14 protein-coding genes are annotated in these 15,931 nt (G+C 66.5%); 6 read left to right on the plus strand and 8 right to left on the minus strand.

The window, feature by feature from the left end:
- Window positions 1-122: 122 nt before the first annotated feature.
- The 4 genes from L2Y94_RS17520 (at window position 123) to L2Y94_RS17535 (ending at window position 4,798) form a co-directional block, all read left to right on the plus strand.
- Window positions 123-1,172 carry a LacI family DNA-binding transcriptional regulator gene (locus L2Y94_RS17520; protein WP_247370217.1) on the plus strand — a complete coding sequence of 350 codons (1,050 nt, stop codon included), beginning with the start codon at window positions 123-125 and terminating at the stop codon, window positions 1,170-1,172.
- 120 nt (window positions 1,173-1,292) lie between these two features.
- The gene (gene fucP / locus L2Y94_RS17525) at window positions 1,293-2,522 is read left to right on the plus strand and encodes an L-fucose:H+ symporter permease (RefSeq protein WP_247375310.1); all 1,230 of its coding nucleotides are present in this window, start codon (window positions 1,293-1,295) and stop codon (window positions 2,520-2,522) included.
- Between the two features lie 81 nt (window positions 2,523-2,603).
- Window positions 2,604-3,581: a carbohydrate kinase family protein gene (locus tag L2Y94_RS17530; protein WP_247370220.1), complete on the plus strand. Its 978-nt coding sequence runs from the start codon at window positions 2,604-2,606 to the stop codon at window positions 3,579-3,581.
- The gene (locus L2Y94_RS17535) at window positions 3,578-4,798 is read left to right on the plus strand and encodes an AGE family epimerase/isomerase (RefSeq protein ID WP_247370223.1); all 1,221 of its coding nucleotides are present in this window, start codon (window positions 3,578-3,580) and stop codon (window positions 4,796-4,798) included. The genes L2Y94_RS17530 and L2Y94_RS17535 overlap by 4 nt, the downstream gene beginning before the upstream one ends.
- Window positions 4,799-4,949: 151 nt before the next feature.
- Here L2Y94_RS17535 and ligD read toward each other — a convergent pair whose 3' ends face one another.
- The 5 genes from ligD to L2Y94_RS17560 all read right to left on the minus strand — a co-directional run bounded on the left by ligD (window position 4,950) and on the right by L2Y94_RS17560 (window position 10,607).
- The gene (ligD, locus tag L2Y94_RS17540) at window positions 4,950-5,822 is read right to left on the minus strand and encodes a non-homologous end-joining DNA ligase (RefSeq protein WP_247370226.1); all 873 of its coding nucleotides are present in this window, start codon (window positions 5,820-5,822) and stop codon (window positions 4,950-4,952) included.
- Between the two features lies 1 nt (window position 5,823).
- On the minus strand, window positions 5,824-6,744 hold the full coding sequence (gene ku, locus L2Y94_RS17545; protein WP_247370243.1) for a non-homologous end joining protein Ku: 921 nt from the start codon (window positions 6,742-6,744) through the stop codon (window positions 5,824-5,826).
- A gap of 167 nt (window positions 6,745-6,911) precedes the next feature.
- Window positions 6,912-8,822: a CocE/NonD family hydrolase gene (locus L2Y94_RS17550; RefSeq protein ID WP_247370245.1), complete on the minus strand. Its 1,911-nt coding sequence runs from the start codon at window positions 8,820-8,822 to the stop codon at window positions 6,912-6,914.
- A gap of 148 nt (window positions 8,823-8,970) precedes the next feature.
- Window positions 8,971-9,225 carry a hypothetical protein gene (locus L2Y94_RS17555; RefSeq protein ID WP_144915597.1) on the minus strand — a complete coding sequence of 85 codons (255 nt, stop codon included), beginning with the start codon at window positions 9,223-9,225 and terminating at the stop codon, window positions 8,971-8,973.
- Between the two features lie 503 nt (window positions 9,226-9,728).
- Complete coding sequence (locus tag L2Y94_RS17560) at window positions 9,729-10,607, minus strand: EamA family transporter (protein ID WP_247370246.1); 879 nt, start codon at window positions 10,605-10,607, stop codon at window positions 9,729-9,731.
- Window positions 10,608-10,718: 111 nt separating this feature from the next.
- Here L2Y94_RS17560 and L2Y94_RS17565 point away from each other — a divergent pair, with 111 nt between their 5' ends.
- Window positions 10,719-11,846, plus strand: a complete 1,128-nt coding sequence (locus tag L2Y94_RS17565; protein ID WP_247370248.1) for an aminotransferase class I/II-fold pyridoxal phosphate-dependent enzyme — start codon at window positions 10,719-10,721, stop codon at window positions 11,844-11,846.
- Window positions 11,847-11,949: 103 nt separating this feature from the next.
- Here the strand turns inward: L2Y94_RS17565 and L2Y94_RS17570 are convergent, their stop codons facing one another.
- A complete protein-coding gene (locus L2Y94_RS17570) occupies window positions 11,950-12,822 on the minus strand; it encodes an aldo/keto reductase family oxidoreductase (RefSeq protein ID WP_247370249.1) in 873 nt (290 codons plus the stop codon).
- A 97-nt stretch (window positions 12,823-12,919) separates the two neighbouring features.
- Between L2Y94_RS17570 and L2Y94_RS17575 the strand changes: the two genes are divergently transcribed.
- On the plus strand, window positions 12,920-13,837 hold the full coding sequence (locus L2Y94_RS17575) for a LysR family transcriptional regulator (protein WP_247370250.1): 918 nt from the start codon (window positions 12,920-12,922) through the stop codon (window positions 13,835-13,837).
- Here L2Y94_RS17575 and L2Y94_RS17580 read toward each other — a convergent pair.
- Window positions 13,834-14,667 carry a hypothetical protein gene (locus L2Y94_RS17580; protein WP_247370257.1) on the minus strand — a complete coding sequence of 278 codons (834 nt, stop codon included), beginning with the start codon at window positions 14,665-14,667 and terminating at the stop codon, window positions 13,834-13,836. The two genes, L2Y94_RS17575 and L2Y94_RS17580, sit on opposite strands and share 4 nt — an antisense overlap.
- Before the next feature lie 152 nt (window positions 14,668-14,819).
- Window positions 14,820-15,866 carry a serine hydrolase domain-containing protein gene (locus L2Y94_RS17585; protein ID WP_247370259.1) on the minus strand — a complete coding sequence of 349 codons (1,047 nt, stop codon included), beginning with the start codon at window positions 15,864-15,866 and terminating at the stop codon, window positions 14,820-14,822.
- Window positions 15,867-15,931: the final 65 nt, after the last annotated feature.

The raw sequence follows: 15,931 nt of genomic DNA on the forward strand, positions 1-15,931 counted from the left end.
GGATCGTGACAAACAGCCAGAAAGTAGCAAAGATGCCGACGTCGCGCATGTTGCAGTGCGTGATGCATCCAAGACACCACCGCGCGATCATCGCCCGGTTTAGATCGTTTGAAGGAGTAACGATGCCGAGGACCACCCCGCAGCGCCGCAAGGTGACGCTGGCCGATATCGCCCAAGGTTGCGATGTATCGCGAGCCACCGTCTCGCTGGTGCTGCGCGGCAGCCCGCTCGTCAACTCCGCCACCCGGGCCCGCGTCGAGGCCGAGCTCAAGCGGCAAGGCTACGTCTACAACCGGGCCGCCGCCAACCTCCGCCGCCGCACCTCCTCGAGCATCGGGCTGGTGGTGAACGACCTGGGCAACCCCTTCTTCGCCGAATTCGCCGCCGGCGCCGACGAATCGCTGGCCAGCGCCGGCTACGTCACCCTGCTGGGCAACACGGGCGAATCGCCCGAGCGCCAGCAGGCCGTGCTCACCTCGCTGGTGGAGCACGGCCCGGCGGGCATCATCCTGTCGCCCGCCGAGGGCAGCGAAGGCGAGCGCGTGCTCTCCGCCGTCGGCATGCACACCCCCCTGCTCGTGTTCAACCGCGAACTGCCCGACGACGAAGGCACCCATCGCTGGGACACGCTGGAAATGGACAACGAACACGGCGCGCGCCTGGCCACCGAGCACCTGATCGCCCTCGGCCATCGGCGCATCGCCTTCTTCGGCGGCCATCGCGACTCCAGCTCGGTGGAACAACGCCGGCGCGGCTACATGAGCGCCATGCGCGACGCCGGCCTCACGGTGGATCCGAACTGGCTCATCGAGAGCGCGCCCACGCGCCTGGAAGCGGCGCGCCAGACCGGTGCGCTGTTCGCGCGCGATCCGGCGCCGACCGCGGCGGTCTGCTACAACGACGCCGTCGCGCTGGGCCTGATGCTGGGGCTCACGCGCCGCGGACGCCGTCCCGGTGAGGATTTCGCCCTGACGGGCTTCGACGACGTCGCCGAAGCCTCGGTCTGCGTGCCTCCCCTCACCACCATCGCGGTGGACCCGCGAGGCCTGGGCAGGCGCAGCGCCGAACTGATCCTGCAACGATTGGGCAATCCCGAGACGGATACGGCCTATACGATCGCCCCCGTCCGGCTGGTAGTGCGCGAAAGCAGCTGCCCGCCGACTTCACCCTAATACCAATAACAAACAAAGGAGCGCCCCATGGCCACAGGTCCTTCGCCATTGCCCAGCTCGTCGTCTTCGGCGGGTACGGGTGATACCCGCTACACCTACTTCCCCCTTGCCCTGGGCGTGATGACGACGATCTTCTTCATGTGGGGGTTCCTGACCTGCCTGAACGACATCCTCATCCCCCACCTGAAGGCCGTGTTCGAACTGAACTACGCCCAGGCGCTGCTCATCCAGTTCACCTTCTTCGGCGCGTATTTCATCATGTCGCTGCCCGCCGGCCGGGTCGTCGCCGCGCTGGGCTACAAGAAGAGCATCGTCGCCGGCCTGATCGTCTCGGGCATCGGCGCGGCCCTGTTCTGGCCCGCCGCCGGCATGCGCGTGTACGGCTTCTTCCTGGCCGCGCTGTTCATCCTCGCCACGGGCATCACGGTGCTGCAGGTGGCCGCCAACGCCTACGTGGCGCTGCTCGGCCCCGAGAAGACCAGCTCCAGCCGCCTCACCCTGGCCCAGGCGCTGAACTCGTTCGGCACCTTCCTCGCGCCGTTCTTCGGCGGCTTCCTCATCCTCTCCAGCGAGGTCAAGAGCAGCGCCGACATCGCGAAGATGAACGCCGCGGAGCAGATCTCCTATCGCGCGCACGAGGCCTCCACCGTGCAGGGCCCGTACATCGGCCTGGCCGTGGTGCTCGTGCTGCTGGCGATCGGCGTCTACCTGTTCAAGCTGCCCGCCCTGGAAGAAACCACCGAGAAGGCCGACGACAGCCAGCACTCGCTGATGGACGCCCTGAAGACCCCGCACGTGTTCTTCGGCGTGCTGGGCATCTTCTTCTACGTGGGCGGTGAGGTGTCGATCGGCAGCTTCATGATCAACTACCTGCAATTGCCCGAAATCGGCAACATGACCGGCGCGGTCGCCGCCAGCCACGTGGCTTTCTACTGGGGCGGCGCGATGGTCGGCCGCTTCATCGGCTCGGCGCTGCTGGCCAGGTTCTCGCCGCGCATGCTGCTTGCCGTGTTCGCCGTGATCAACGCCCTGCTGGTCATCACCACCATGGTCACCACCGGCACCGTCGCGGTGTACAGCATCGTCGTCATCGGCCTGTTCAACTCGATCATGTTCCCGACGATCTTCTCGCTGGGCATCGAGCGCATGGGCCCGCTGACCGGCAAGGCCTCGTCGCTGCTGATCATGGCCATCGTGGGCGGCGCGATCATTCCCTGGCTGCAGGGCGTGATCGCCGATGCCATCGGCCTGCAACATGCCTTCTTCATCCCGCTCATCTGCTACGCGTACATCGTGTTCTACGGCCTGAGCGGCTCGAAGGTCCGTAACGTGCCCGTCGCGTCGCGCTGATCCCATCCGCATGACGGTGGCCGGCACGACGCCGGCCACCGTGTTTTTTTCCATCCCTCGCCCCAAGGACACGCCGTTCGCATGTCTTCCATCCTCTGCTTCGGCGAGGCGCTGATCGATTTCCACGCACAGCCCCAGGGCGGCGCCGGTCAGCCTCCCGCTTTCGTACCCTTCGCCGGCGGCGCGCCCGCCAACGTGGCCGTCGCCGCCGCCCGCCTGGGCGGTCGCGCGCGCTTCGCTGGCATGCTCGCCCGCGACATGTTCGGTGATTTCCTGCTCAAGAGCCTCACCGACCTCGACGTCGGCACCGAGGACGTCGCCCGCACCGACGAGGCGCCCACCGCATTGGCCTTCGTGGCCCACGACGCCAAGGGCGACCGCAGCTTCAGCTTCTACCGTCCGCCCGCCGCCGACCTGCTGTTTCGCCCGGAGCACTTCCGCGCGAACGCGTTCGACGACCTGGCCGTCTTCCACGTCTGCTCCAACTCGCTGACCGAGGCGGCCATCGCCCGGACCACGATCGTGGGCATGCAGCGGGCCCGCGAGGCGGGTGCGCTGGTCAGCTTCGACATGAACCTGCGCCCGGCCCTGTGGCCCAAGGGCGAAGACCAGCTTCCGCGCCTGTGGCAGACGCTGTCCGAAGCCGACGTGATCAAGCTCAGCGCCGAGGAGTTCGCCGCCGTGCACGACGGCGGCGACGACGAATCCGTGCTCGAACGCCTGTGGCAGGGCCACGCGCGCCTGCTGCTGGTGACCGACGGCGCCGAACCGATGCGCTGGTTCACGCGCACGGCACGGGGCGTGATCCAGGGCTACAAGGTGGATGCGGTGGATACCACCGCCGCCGGCGACGCCTTCGTGGGCGGCCTGCTCGCCCGCCTCGCCGACCAGGGCATCAAGCCGGCCGGCCTCGATGCGCTGGTGGCCGACGAGGCCCGCCTCGTCGCACTGATCCGCTACGCCGCCGCCTGCGGCGCGATCACCGCCACCCGCAAAGGCTCGTTCACCGCCATCCCCGACCAGGCCGAAGTGAAGGCCTTCATGGAGAAGCACGCATGACGAACGTCCCCCTCCCCGATTTCCATAACGTCGACGTCCTGCGCGAGCACGTCGCCACCACCATGAAGTTCTACGCGCCCAACGAGGTCGATAAGGCCGGTGGGTTCTTCCAGTACTTCAAGGACGACGGCTCGGTCTACGACCGCAGCCATCGCCATCTCGTGTCGAGCACGCGTTTCGTGTTCAACCACGCCATGGCCTACCTCGAGTTCCACAAGCCCGAGGACAAGGACCTGGCGATGCACGGCCTGAAGTACCTGCGCGAGGTTCACCTGAATCCCGAAACCGGCGGCTACGCCTGGACGATCCGGGACGGCAAGCGCGACGACCAGATGAACCACTGCTACGGCCTGGCCTTCATGCTGCTGGCCTACTCCTGCGGCGTGAAGGTGGGTTTCGAGGAAGCCAAGGGCTGGCAGAACGAGATCTGGGACTTGCTCGAAAAGCGTTACTGGGAGCCGGAGCATGGCCTGTACCGCGACGAGGCCGACAAGGACTGGAACTTCACCACCTACCGCGGCCAGAACGCGAACATGCACATGACCGAGGCCATGATCGCCGCGTGGGAAGCCACGAAGGACGATCGCTACCTCGATCGCGCCATGCTGCTGGCGAACAACATGACCCAGCGCCAGGCGGGCCTCACCCCGCAGAAGCTGGTCTGGGAGCATTACCACCCGGATTGGTCGATCGACTGGGACTACAACAAGGACAATCCCAAGCACCTGTTCCGTCCGTGGGGCTTCCAGCCGGGCCACCAGACCGAGTGGGCCAAGCTGCTGATGATGCTCGAGCGTTACACCAAGGGCACGTCGCGCCACGAGCAATGGCTGGTGCCGACCGCGCGCCACCTGTTCGACGAGGCGCTGAAGTTCGCCTGGGACAAGGAATACGGCGGCATCGCCTACGGCTTCGATCCCGAGGGCGTGGTGTGCGACGACGACAAGTATTTCTGGGTGCAGGCCGAGTCGCTGGCCGCCGCGCAGCTGCTTTTCGAAGCCACCGGCGATGCGTCCTACGACCAGTGGTACGAGAAGATCTGGGCGTACAGCTGGGAACACCTGGTCGACCACACGTACGGCGCCTGGTATCGCATCCTCACGCGCAAGAACGAGAAGTACGACGACGAGAAAAGTCCCGCCGGCAAGACCGACTATCACACGATGGGCGCTTGCTACGAGGTGATGGCGTCGTTGCGGCGGATGCAGGGGAAGTAATTCGCGAGACCCGGCGGAAGACACTGGTCCCCTGCCTTCGCAGGGGCGACGTGATGCAATCTGGTAGTTCGTCGTTCCCGCCATGGCCCGACGGACTGCCACCTCCCGGCTCGTCGTTCCTGCGAAGGCAGGAACCCAGTGCCTTTCGCCGCTACGGTAGCGACTGCTTCAACGTGCCCATGCCTTCCCAGGGATCCGCCTCCAGGCTGCGCCCTCGCCTTACCGCCTTGTTCATATCGAACGCCGCGCCCGTCTTCAACCGCGCGATCTCCTCCCAGCGCACGGGCATCGCCACCGGCGCCCCTTCCCTCGCCCGCAACGACCATCCGGTGACGCTCGTGGCGCCGCGCGTGTTGCGCAGCCAGTCGATGAAGATCAGCCCCTCGCGCTTGGCCTTGCTCGCCTGGGCGATGTAGCGCTTCGGCGCATCGGCCACCATGGCGTCCGCGATGCCTTCGCAGAAAGCCTTCACCGCATCCCACGACGGTCCCGTGCGGAAGGGCGCCACGACGTGCAGGCCCTTGCCGCCCGACGTGCGCACGAAGCTCGTCAAACCGATATCGCCCAGGCGCTCGCGAATCTCGCGCGCCGCCGCCACGATGTCTTTCCAGGGCACGCCCTTGGCGGGGTCCAGGTCGAAGATGAGGCGATCGGGCTTGTCCGGATCGTCCACGTGCGAACCCCACGGATGGAATTCGAGGGTATTCATCTGCACCAGTTCGATGACACCGGCGACGTCCTCGACGTAGATGTACTGCGCTTCGTCGCCACCCTTCTCTTCCAGCACCACGGGTTTGACGTGACGGCCCAGCGTGTCGGCATGGTGTTTCTGGAAGAAACAGGCGCTGCCCAGTCCGCCGGGGCAACGCACCAGCGACAGCGGTCGACGCGCGAGCTCGGGCAGCATCCATGCCGCGACGCTCTCGTAGTACGCCACCACCTCTCCCTTCGTCGGCCCACCGGGCCCGAAGACCTCGCGCTCGGGGTGGGTCACGTTGACGCCGGCGACGGTGAGCGCCGCCATGTCAGCTCGCCCGGCGGCGTTTCGCGGGCGCCTTGCGCGCGGGCGTCTTCTTCGCCGCGGCTTTCTTCGCCGTCTTCTTGGCCGGCGCCTTCTTGGCGGCGGTCTTCTTCGCCGGCGTGCGCTCCTTGGCGCCGATGCTCTTCTTCAGCAAGGCCATGAAGTCGACGACGTTGGTGGTGGCGTTCTCCGGCGTGCGCTCGTCCTCGTCGTCGACCGTGGCGGTGACGCCCTTGCTCTTGAGCCGCTTTTCGATGGCCTTGCGCAGCTTCTCGCGGAACTCGTCGCGGTAGTCCGTCGGCTTCCACTTGCCCGACATCGAATTGATCAGGTCGACGGCCATGTCCATTTCGCGCGACGAGATCCGGTAATCCGACGCCGCCTTGTCCGGCAGCGCGTATTCGCCGACATCCACGATTTCGGACGCGTAACGCAGCAAGTTGAGCAGCAACGCGTCATCCTGCGGATAGACCGCCGCGAGATATTCCTTGGTACGGATCACCACTCGCCCGATGCCGACCTTGCCCGTCTTCTTCAACGTCTCGCGGAGCAGCACGTAACCCTTCTCCGCTTTTTTCGCGGGCACCAGCACGTACGGCTTCTCGTAGTAGGCGGGTGATATCTCCTTGCCGTCGACGAAGGTATCGATCTCCACCGTTTCATGGGCATCGCTGGCGGCGTGGCGGATGTCCTCCTCTTCGAGCACCACGTAGTTGCCCTTCTGGTACTCGAAGGCCTTGACGATCTCCTTCCACGGCACCTCGTCGCCGGTCTCGGCATTGACGCGCTCATAGCGGACCGGCGTGTTGTCGCGCTGGTCGAGCATGCGGAAATGCAGGTCGTTGCGCCGCTCGCCCGACATCAGGCGGATGGGCACGTTGAGCAGGCCGAACGAGAGCGTTCCGGTCCAGATGGGACGGGCCATGGGGCGATCCTCGGGCTCACGGGACCCTGAGGATCACCCCGGGCATGTGGATGCGAGGTCGAGGCTAGCCCCTTCGCCGACACGGTCGGCTCCCACTCCTCCGGTAGCAAGCTCACTACCGGAGGGGTGGGAGCCGATCGTATCGGCGAAGCAAGCTGGCCCCGTCGTTACTTACCCTGCACCACCGGCAACTCGATGGCGCTCGCCATCCCCGCCGTATGCCACACCTGCTGCGTCGCCTTCACGTAATCCGACGGCTTGGCGAAGAAGATGTTCGGCACGTAGGTCTGCGGGTTGCGGTCGTACAGGGGGAACCACGACGACTGTACCTGCACCATCACCCGGTGGCCCGGCTGGAAGGTGTGGTTCACGGTGGGCAGGCCGAACCTGTACTGCAACGGGGTATTCGCCGTGAGGGCCTTCGGCGCCGAGAAGCTTTCGCGGTAACGGCCGCGGAAGATGTCCATCGACACGCTCAGCTCGTAGCCGCCCATCGTCGGCGACGAGGCGTTCGTATCCGGGTAGACGTCGATGAGCTTCACCACCCAGTCGCTGTCCGTGCCGCTGGTGGAGGCGTAGAGGTTCACCTGGGGCGCGCCGGCCACGCGCAGCGGCTCCTTCAGCGGCTCGGTGACGTAGGTAAGCACGTCGGGGCGACCGTCGACGAAGCGCTGGTCCTGCACCAGCCAGGTCGTCCACGACTGGCGATCGGCGAAGTGCACCGGACGCGGCACGTAGGGCACGGGCTTGGCCGGGTCGGACACGTATTCGTCGTACTTCGCCGCGCCCTCGGCCGGGGCGGCGAACGAGAGGCCGCCGTTCGCCTCGAGGTAAAGGGGCTTCGTCGTCCTTCCCTGGGGCCAGGCGTTGAAGCGGTCCCAGTGATCCGCTCCGGTGTCGTAGATGAATACCGGCGGCGTCTTCGCCTTGGGCGCGCCGTCGACGAGATACTGGTTGAAGAACGGCAAGAGCACGTCGCGACGGAACTGCAGCGCGGTATCGCCGCTCCAGTTCAGCGCGCCCAGCGACGAGGCGTTGTAATTCACCTGGCTGTGCCGCCACGGGCCCATCACCAGGTAGTTCATGTCGTTGTTCTTGTCCTTGGGCTCCATCGCCTGATAGCTATGGATGGCGCCCCACATGTCTTCCTGGTCCCACAGGCCCTGCAGCCACATCGTGGGCACCTTGAGCGGCTGCTTCGCCATCTCGCGGTCCAGCGCCTGCTCCTCCCAGAAGGCATCGTAGGCGGGATGCTCGCTGAGCTTGCGCCAGAACGGCAACTGGTCGAGACCGTTGGCGCGGGCATAGTCGCCGGCGGAGCCCGCGCGCAGGAAGTTGGCGTAATCGTCGTAACCCTCGCGGGGCACCGAGGCGCCCTTGCCGCGCTGGGTGTTCTGGCCGGTGAGGTAATCGAAGTTGGTCTGGCGGAAGGCGCCGTAGTGGAACCAGTCGTCGCCCATCCAGCCGTCCACCATCGGGCTTTCCGGCGCGGCCACCTTGAGCGCCGGATGCGGATTGACCAGGGCCATCACCACGGTGAAGCCCTCGTACGAGGAACCCAGCATGCCGACCTTGCCGTTGGACTCGGGCACGTTCTTGCTGAGCCAGTCGATGGTGTCCCAGGCGTCGGTGGAATGGTCGACCTTGGTGTCGTTGAGCGGGCCGCGCAGCGGCCGGGTCATGACGTAGTCGCCCTCGGAGCCGTACTTGCCGCGCACGTCCTGGAACACGCGGATGTAACCGGCGTCGACGAACACCTCGTCACCCTCGGGCAGCAGGTTGCGCATGGTGGGTGAATCGCTGCGAGCGGCCCGGCCATCGGCGTTGTAGGGCGTGCGGGTCAGCAGGATCGGCGCATGCTTCGCGCCCTTGGGAATCACGATGACGGTATGCAGCTTCACGCCATCGCGCATCGGGATCTCGACGGTCCGCTTGACGTAATCGTTGGCGGCGGTGGGCTGGTCGAACTTCGCCGGGATGTCCGGCGTCATCGGCGCGGTCTGGGCGGCGGCGACGGGGCAAGCGATCGCCAGGGAGAGAGCTAGCGACACGAACAGGGGGCGGCGCGAGAGGGGCATGGGGACCTTCCTGCGGTTGGCTGGGACGAAACCGTCCAAGCCTGCCCTATCCGGCATGGCATCACCTAGGCCATCGGTCATGCTTTCTCGTGGCATGAAAAAAGCCCGCCGCGCCCCTGGAGGCGCGGCGGGCTTTCGATGAGGCGTATTACTGCTGGGCGGCGGTCGAAGCCGGGGCCGGAGCGGCCGTGCCAGCGGCGGCCGGAGCCTCCGTCGGAGCGGCGGTCGAAGCGGCGGCCGGAGCGGCGCTGTTGTCCGCCGGAGCGGCAGCGGCGGTCGAGGCGGCAGCCGGGGCGGTGGAAGCGGCGGCCGGGGCGTTGGCGGCCGAATCGTCGGACTTGTTGCAACCCGACAGGGCGGCGACGGCGGCGAAAGCCAGGACGGTGATCGAAGCAAGCTTCATGATGGGAGACTCCTCATTCGTTATTTATGGATGCAGGCACGGCGCAGGTACCCCTCGAACGAAGGGCCCACCACGGCTTTCGCCGCTCCTGCCGGCGGATCAATGTAACACCCCTGGGCGCTCCCATCCGGGACGGTAGCGCGAAAGGATCGGACAACGGTGAAGCGAGTCCGGCCGGTGGCAAGACACGTTCTCGCTCATTTTCAGAGGAATCGGGTCTTCACGCACGCGGTCGGCGAATCATTTTGTCATTACGAAGTTGCAATTTACACCCCGGAATCGCGCGATGCCGGGCGATATGGCGGGACGGCTCGGCGGCGACGCCGACGATTATCACGCAAACGTATGATCCACGAGCGGTGGTCGGGAAGCGCGGGGGTCCGAACATCGGCGTACAGGCACGGTTCACGGCGCCATCGAGCGCCTTCGTGTCCTGCGAATCGCCGATAAGACTAGCCACGTATGAGTTGTCGATTACCCGTCCGCAAAGGTCGTTCGAGCCGTTACCCGGCCAGTTCCGCCGATGGCGGCGGGGCTCGCCCGACGGTCATCGTGCTGCCGACGGAGGCCGTCACGATGAACCCGATGGCCAGCCATTGCGACGGGACGAGATGCTCCCCGAGCAGGACCATGGCCAGCAACGCGGTCACCGCCGGCTCCATGCTCACCATCACGCCATAGGTTTCCCTGGGCAGGCGCTTGAGCGCCATCATTTCCAGGGACATGGGTATCGCACTGGAGACCACGGCCACACCCAGGCCTGCCAGCAGCACCCAGGGTTCGAGCAGGCTCGCGCCGGCGTGGGCCACGCCGTACGGCACCACCACCAGGCTCGCCGCGACGAGCCCCAGCGATACCGAGTGCCCCGCATGCAAGTGGCCGGCCTGTTTGCCGAACAGGATGTACAGCGCCCAGCAGACCGCCGCGCCGAGCGCGAACAGGACCCCGGTCCGGTCGAGGGCGGCATCGTGGCCGAGCGGCAGCAGGATGGCCAGGCCGACGATGGCGCAGGCCAGCCAGACGAAGTCGACCGCACGGCGCGACGACAGCATCGCCACCGCCAACGGTCCGCTGAACTCGATAGCCACCGCGATGCCGAAGGGAATCGTTCGCAGCGACATGTAGAAGAGCAGGTTCATGAGGCCCAGGGTGAGCCCGTAGCGAATCACGTAACCGGCATCGCGACGGCTGAGCGGCCAGCGCCAGGGGCGCCACAGGGCAAGGAGCACCAGGGCGGAGAACCCGACGCGCAGGGCCGAGGTACCCTCGGCGCCCACGAGCGGAAACAGCCGTTTGGCGAACGACGTGCCGATCGACAGCGAGACGATGGAGCCGAGGACGGCCAGGGCAGGGAACCAGGGAACGGAACGATGGTTGGTCATCGGCGAACTGTATCGACATCCCTACGCCCGCGGGAGGGCACCGCATCGGCGCCCGTTGAATACTTTTCGTAAATCTGAGACAAATAGTCTCAATACGTCCGGAACCATACCATGACCGCCCTTCCCGACTTCCGCCTGGAAACCTACTTCTCTCGTTGGGAGTTCGCGGCGCGGTACAACCTCGCCGCGTCCGACGCGCAAAGCATGCGCCTCTCGGCGTTGCTTGCCCTGGCCTCCCCCGAAGACCGCGAACGCTTCGACACGCTGCACCTGGGTTACACCCAGACCTACGGCGACCCGGAACTGCGGCAGACCATCGCCGGCCTGTACGAGGCACGCGTGGCCCACGACGTACTCTGCTTCGCGGGCGCGGAGGAGGGTCTCTACGTGGCGATGAAGGTATTGCTCGACCCCGGCGACCACGCCATCGTGGTGACCCCGAACTATCAGTCGGCGGAGACCGTTCCCGCCGCCCTATGCGACGTGAGCGGCGTGGCGCTGGACCCTCGCGACGACTGGTCGCTCGACATCGATGCCGTCGCCGCCGCCATCCGCCCGAACACGCGCCTGATATCGATCAACTTCCCGCACAACCCCACCGGCAAGATCCTCGAGCGCGACCGTTTCGATGCCCTGGTGGACCTCTGCCGCCGGCACGGCATCTGGCTGTTCAGCGACGAGGTGTACCGCGAGCTCGGGCCCACGAGGGCCGTGCACCTGCCGGCCGCGGTGGACGCCTACGAGCGCGGCGTGTCGCTGGGCGTGATGTCCAAGGCCTACGGTCTGCCCGGCCTGCGCATCGGCTGGATCGCCTGCCGCGATCGCGACGTGCTGCAACGCATGGAGCGCTACAAGCACTATCTCTCGATCTGCAACGCGGGACCGTCGGAAGTGCTCGCGATGATCGCCCTGAAAGCGCGCGACACGATCCTGGCCCGCATCCGCGCGACGATCGACGGCAACCTCGATCTCCTCGACCGCTTCTTCGCTCGCTGGGCGGACCGCTTCGAGTGGTATCGGCCCGACGGCGGCTGCGTGGCTTATCCGCGTTACCTGGGAGCCGAGGGCGTGGAGGCCTTCGCGGACCGACTGGTGGAGGAAGCGGGCGTCTTGCTGCTGCCCGCGTCGAATTACGCATCGACCCTCATGCCCACGCCCACCGACCGCTTCCGCATCGGCTTCGGCCGTAGCGATTGCGCGCAAGCGCTGGATGCCTTCGAGCGGTACCTCGAACGTTGACGGGTCCCCATCGCGGACAGGGTCCGCTCCCACCCTTCGGTAGGCAAGCTTCCTACCGAAGGGTGGGAGCGGACCCTGTCCGCGATGGCGTACGGCGCGGTCTCTACGAGGCCCTCGTGCCGATGGCGTCGAGTTCGCTCAGCACCTCAGACAGGTCAAGCTCCGCCGCCGCCAGGTTCTCGCGCAGGTGCCCTACCGATGACGTCCCCGGAATCAGCAACACGTTCGGCGAACGATGCAGCAGCCACGCCAGCGCCACCTGCATCGGCGTGGCCCCAAGGCGTTGGGCCACCGCCGACAACGCGTCGGACTGCAGCGGCGAGAAGCCGCCCAACGGGAAGAACGGCACGTAGGCGATACCCATCCCATGCAACGCGTCCAGCAGGGCATCGTCGTTTCGTTGCACCAGGTTGTACTGGTTCTGCACGCAGACGACCGGCGCGATGCCCTGGGCCTCCTTGACCTGCGTGAGCGTCACGTTGCTCAGCCCGAGGTGGCGGATCTTGCCTTCCTCGCGAAGCCTGGCCAGCGCGCCGAACGACTCGGCGATCGACCCTTCCGCCGGCTCGTGGATGGCGCCCATGTTGCGGAAATTCACCACATCCAGCACGTCCACGCCGAGGTTGCGGAGGTTGTCTTCCACGCCCCGGCGCAATTCGTCCGGACGCATCGCGGGATTCCACGATGCGTCATCGCCGCGCGTCGCGCCCACCTTCGTCACGAGGGTGAGATCGTCCGCATAGGGTGCCAGCGCCTCGCGGATGATCTGATTGGTGACGTGCGGGCCGTAGAAATCGCTGGTGTCGATATGGTTCACGCCCGAGGCCACCGCCTCGCGCAGCACCGCCAGCGCGGCGGCGCGATCCTTCGGCGGACCGAACACGCCGGGCCCGGCCAGCTGCATGGCGCCGTAGCCCATGCGGTTCACGCGGCGGTCGCCGAGGGCGTAGGTGCCGGCCTTGCTTACGTTGCTCATCTGCCTCTCCAAGGTTGAATACGCCGACGAGCATAGGGATTGACCGGTTGCACGATAATCCGGTGGAATCGGCACGGGCTGTACGGAAATCCGAACAATGGACGCCGATCCGCAAGACCTCATCGCCTTTCTTGCCGTGGTACGCGCGGGCGGCTTCCGCGAGGCGGCCCGCGCGGGCAATACCTCGGCCTCACGGCTGAGCGAAGCGGTACGGCGACTCGAAGCCCGGCTGGACGTGCGCCTGCTACACCGCACCACGCGCAGCGTCGCGCCCACCGAGGTGGGGGCACGCCTGGCCGAACGGCTCGCTCCCGCCCTTGGCGAACTGGGCGCCGCGCTCGACGTCGTCAACCAGGACCGCGACCGCCCCACGGGCACGCTACGCCTCAACGTACCGGCCAACGTCGCGCGCACGGTACTCGCGCCGATCCTGGCGGCGTTCCTGAAAGCCTTTCCGGACGTTCGCGTCGAGGTGATGATCGAAGACAGCTTCGTCGACCTGGTGGCCTCGGGCTGCGACGCCGGCATCCGCTACGACGAACGCCTGGAGCAGGACATGATCGCCCTGCCGATCGGCCCGCGCACGCAATGCCTGGTCACGGCCGCCGCACCGTCCTACCTCGACCTGCACGGCACACCGCAGCATCCGAGCGACCTGCTGAAGCACGCATGCCTGCGCGGCCAGTTCTCGGGGGGCGCGAAGCCCCTTTGGGAATACGAGCGCGACGGTGAAGTCATCCGCGTGGATCCGAACGGCCCGCTGCTCGTACGCCCCGGGGCGTCGTTCGACCTCGCCGTGGAGGCCGCCGTCGGCGGCCTCGGCATCATCCACCTCTTCGAAGACTGGCTGCAGCCGCACCTCGACAGCGGCGCACTGGTACCCGTACTGCAGCCGTGGTGTCAGACGTTCAGCGGTCCCTTCCTGTATTACCCCGGGCGCCGCCATCTGCCCTCGCCCTTGAAAGCCTTCGTAGAGTTCGTGCGAAACCTGCCGCCGCCCCACGGGGCGAGTTAGGGCCTGGCGGCACGCAGGAGTGCGAAGACCCCCAACACGTAGGTCAGGGTCCATGGAATGGCCGGGATCCCGACGATCATGCCCGGCATCGCATACCAGTGATCCGGCAGATCGGGATACTGCAGACCGCGCGCCAGCAAGCCGGTGATGGCCGCGACGACGACGATCACGATGACCCGCGCGACGTTTCGACGGATCCAGCCCTGTCGCGCAAAGGAAAGCGCGTAGAAACCGGTCGCCACGTAAGTCATCAACCCGGCGAAGAAAAGCAGCACGTCCGAAGCGTTACCGAGCGGCGTACCGTACAGCGGCAGATAAACGGAGGGCCTGTGTGCCTCGGACATCGTCCAGCCGATCATCATGGCCGCCCACACGAGTTGGATGCACACGGCCATGAGAGCGCTGATCTGGCCCAGGGGCGCCAGAAGCCGGTCGCACGTTTCGCCGCGCGCCAGCGAATCCTTGATCGTCCACAGGCCCGCGCCAAGCGTAGCCGTCGAAGCGAAAAGGATGACGAAACGCTCGTGATTCATCGCCAGGCTCGAGGCAAACGGCGGACCGTACCCCGGCATCAGAGTGAGAAGCGCCCAGGGCAGGATGAGCAAGAGGCCGGAAACGACGGCCGCCCGCCTGCGCTCCTCACCGGTGCGCCACGCGGGAATCGCCAGGCATGACGCCGCCCCTCCCATCAGGAGAAGCTGCGCGGCGGTCAAGATGATGGAGACTGACGGTGTATAACGCGCCGGTACGCCGAACACGCCCACCGCGACGACCAAAGCGAGCGACAGAAGCCACGCGCTCGCAACACGGGATCCACGTCGAATAGCCATCCGCCCCCCTGTCTTGCCTGAGGCCGCTCGGCGCGAGAGCGCGCCCGGCCCAGCCGAAGTCTATAGCGACGTGGACGCGTCCGCCCACAGCGGCGGGCAAGGCGTGGACCGCCTTTTTGCCCCCCCCCCGCCGGCGATCGGACCCGCGCCGCTCACTCGTAGCTGGCGTCGAGCAGCGCCTGGGCGAGGTCGCCGATCTTCTGGTGATCGTAGGATGTGTTGTTCATGATGATAACGGTGTGCCCGTCATCCAGCACCTGCCAGCCCAGCACCCGATAGGCACCGTCCGATCCGTACTCCCACGCCACCGTGCGTGGGACGCCCGCGACGATCAGTCGTTTCACGCGACCACCCAGTGCGTAGTCCTGCGCAGGCCGAACGACTTTCAGGAGCTCGCGCAGCGACTCCGCGCGGAGAATCTTTCCGCCGAAGAGTCCGTCGAACAACCGCAAGAGGTCGGGCGCGCTGGTGTCGTAGCCGCCGGCCAACAGGAAGAACGAAGGCAGGGGCTTGTCGAACGACGCGCCGTCACGGAAGCCCAAGGCCATGCCCGGCACGCGCGCCGCCGGCCCACTGAACGTGGCTGCATGCTTTAGCGCGAGCGGATCGATGACGAATGCCCTCACCAGCGCCTCGTAAGGCTCGCCCGTGACCCGCTCGACGATGGCTTTGGCCACGATCCAGTTGGCATGGGAGTAATCCCACGCGGTGCCCGGTTCGAAGGCCAATGGCGAAGAAGCGAAACGACGTACCGCTTCGCCGTTGTCCAACGTCAGTTCGCGCACGCCCGGGTCGGCCTTGATGGCGCTGTCGACGGTATTAGGAATGCCGCTCGAATGGCTGAGCAGCATGCGTAGCGTGACCTTCGACGCGGCAACGGCGGGGTAGTCCGGGAGATAGGCCGCGATGGGCACGTCCAATCCGAGCTGGCCGCGCTCGACGAGTTTCATCACCACGATGCACGCCACCCATTTCGCCATCGAGCCCGTGGGGAACGTCGTATCGACGCTCATCGGCTGCGCGGGAGCCCGCGCCACGCCGTGCGCGGCGAGATAGTCGATACGCCCTCCCTCGCCGACCAGCACGACGCCGGTAAAGCCGTCGGCCACGGCCCGGTCGGCGATCTCCGCGCATCGGGGGCAATGCGCGACGGCCGGCAACGACGCCAGACAGCACCACAGAATCCATGGACAGCGCATCGATCGTCTCCGTCGTAAGCGCTGCTTCGATGCGTGCTTCCTCGAAGAGGTTTAACGGACCGCCC

This window comes from Luteibacter aegosomatis (genome assembly GCF_023078455.1).
Classification (GTDB): domain Bacteria; phylum Pseudomonadota; class Gammaproteobacteria; order Xanthomonadales; family Rhodanobacteraceae; genus Luteibacter; species Luteibacter aegosomatis.

What these genes read in the sequence shown, in the direction of transcription:
- L2Y94_RS17520 (WP_247370217.1), top strand. Translation starts at nt 123, where the DNA reads ATGCCGAGGACCACCCCGCAGCGCCGCAAGGTGACGCTGGCCGATATC.
- fucP (WP_247375310.1), top strand. Translation starts at nt 1,293, where the DNA reads ATGACGACGATCTTCTTCATGTGGGGGTTCCTGACCTGCCTGAACGAC.
- L2Y94_RS17530 (WP_247370220.1), top strand. Translation starts at nt 2,604, where the DNA reads ATGTCTTCCATCCTCTGCTTCGGCGAGGCGCTGATCGATTTCCACGCA.
- L2Y94_RS17535 (WP_247370223.1), top strand. Translation starts at nt 3,578, where the DNA reads ATGACGAACGTCCCCCTCCCCGATTTCCATAACGTCGACGTCCTGCGC.
- ligD (WP_247370226.1), bottom strand. Translation starts at nt 5,822, where the DNA reads ATGGCGGCGCTCACCGTCGCCGGCGTCAACGTGACCCACCCCGAGCGC.
- ku (WP_247370243.1), bottom strand. Translation starts at nt 6,744, where the DNA reads ATGGCCCGTCCCATCTGGACCGGAACGCTCTCGTTCGGCCTGCTCAAC.
- L2Y94_RS17550 (WP_247370245.1), bottom strand. Translation starts at nt 8,822, where the DNA reads ATGCCCCTCTCGCGCCGCCCCCTGTTCGTGTCGCTAGCTCTCTCCCTG.
- L2Y94_RS17555 (WP_144915597.1), bottom strand. Translation starts at nt 9,225, where the DNA reads ATGAAGCTTGCTTCGATCACCGTCCTGGCTTTCGCCGCCGTCGCCGCC.
- L2Y94_RS17560 (WP_247370246.1), bottom strand. Translation starts at nt 10,607, where the DNA reads ATGACCAACCATCGTTCCGTTCCCTGGTTCCCTGCCCTGGCCGTCCTC.
- L2Y94_RS17565 (WP_247370248.1), top strand. Translation starts at nt 10,719, where the DNA reads ATGACCGCCCTTCCCGACTTCCGCCTGGAAACCTACTTCTCTCGTTGG.
- L2Y94_RS17570 (WP_247370249.1), bottom strand. Translation starts at nt 12,822, where the DNA reads ATGAGCAACGTAAGCAAGGCCGGCACCTACGCCCTCGGCGACCGCCGC.
- L2Y94_RS17575 (WP_247370250.1), top strand. Translation starts at nt 12,920, where the DNA reads ATGGACGCCGATCCGCAAGACCTCATCGCCTTTCTTGCCGTGGTACGC.
- L2Y94_RS17580 (WP_247370257.1), bottom strand. Translation starts at nt 14,667, where the DNA reads ATGGCTATTCGACGTGGATCCCGTGTTGCGAGCGCGTGGCTTCTGTCG.
- L2Y94_RS17585 (WP_247370259.1), bottom strand. Translation starts at nt 15,866, where the DNA reads ATGCGCTGTCCATGGATTCTGTGGTGCTGTCTGGCGTCGTTGCCGGCC.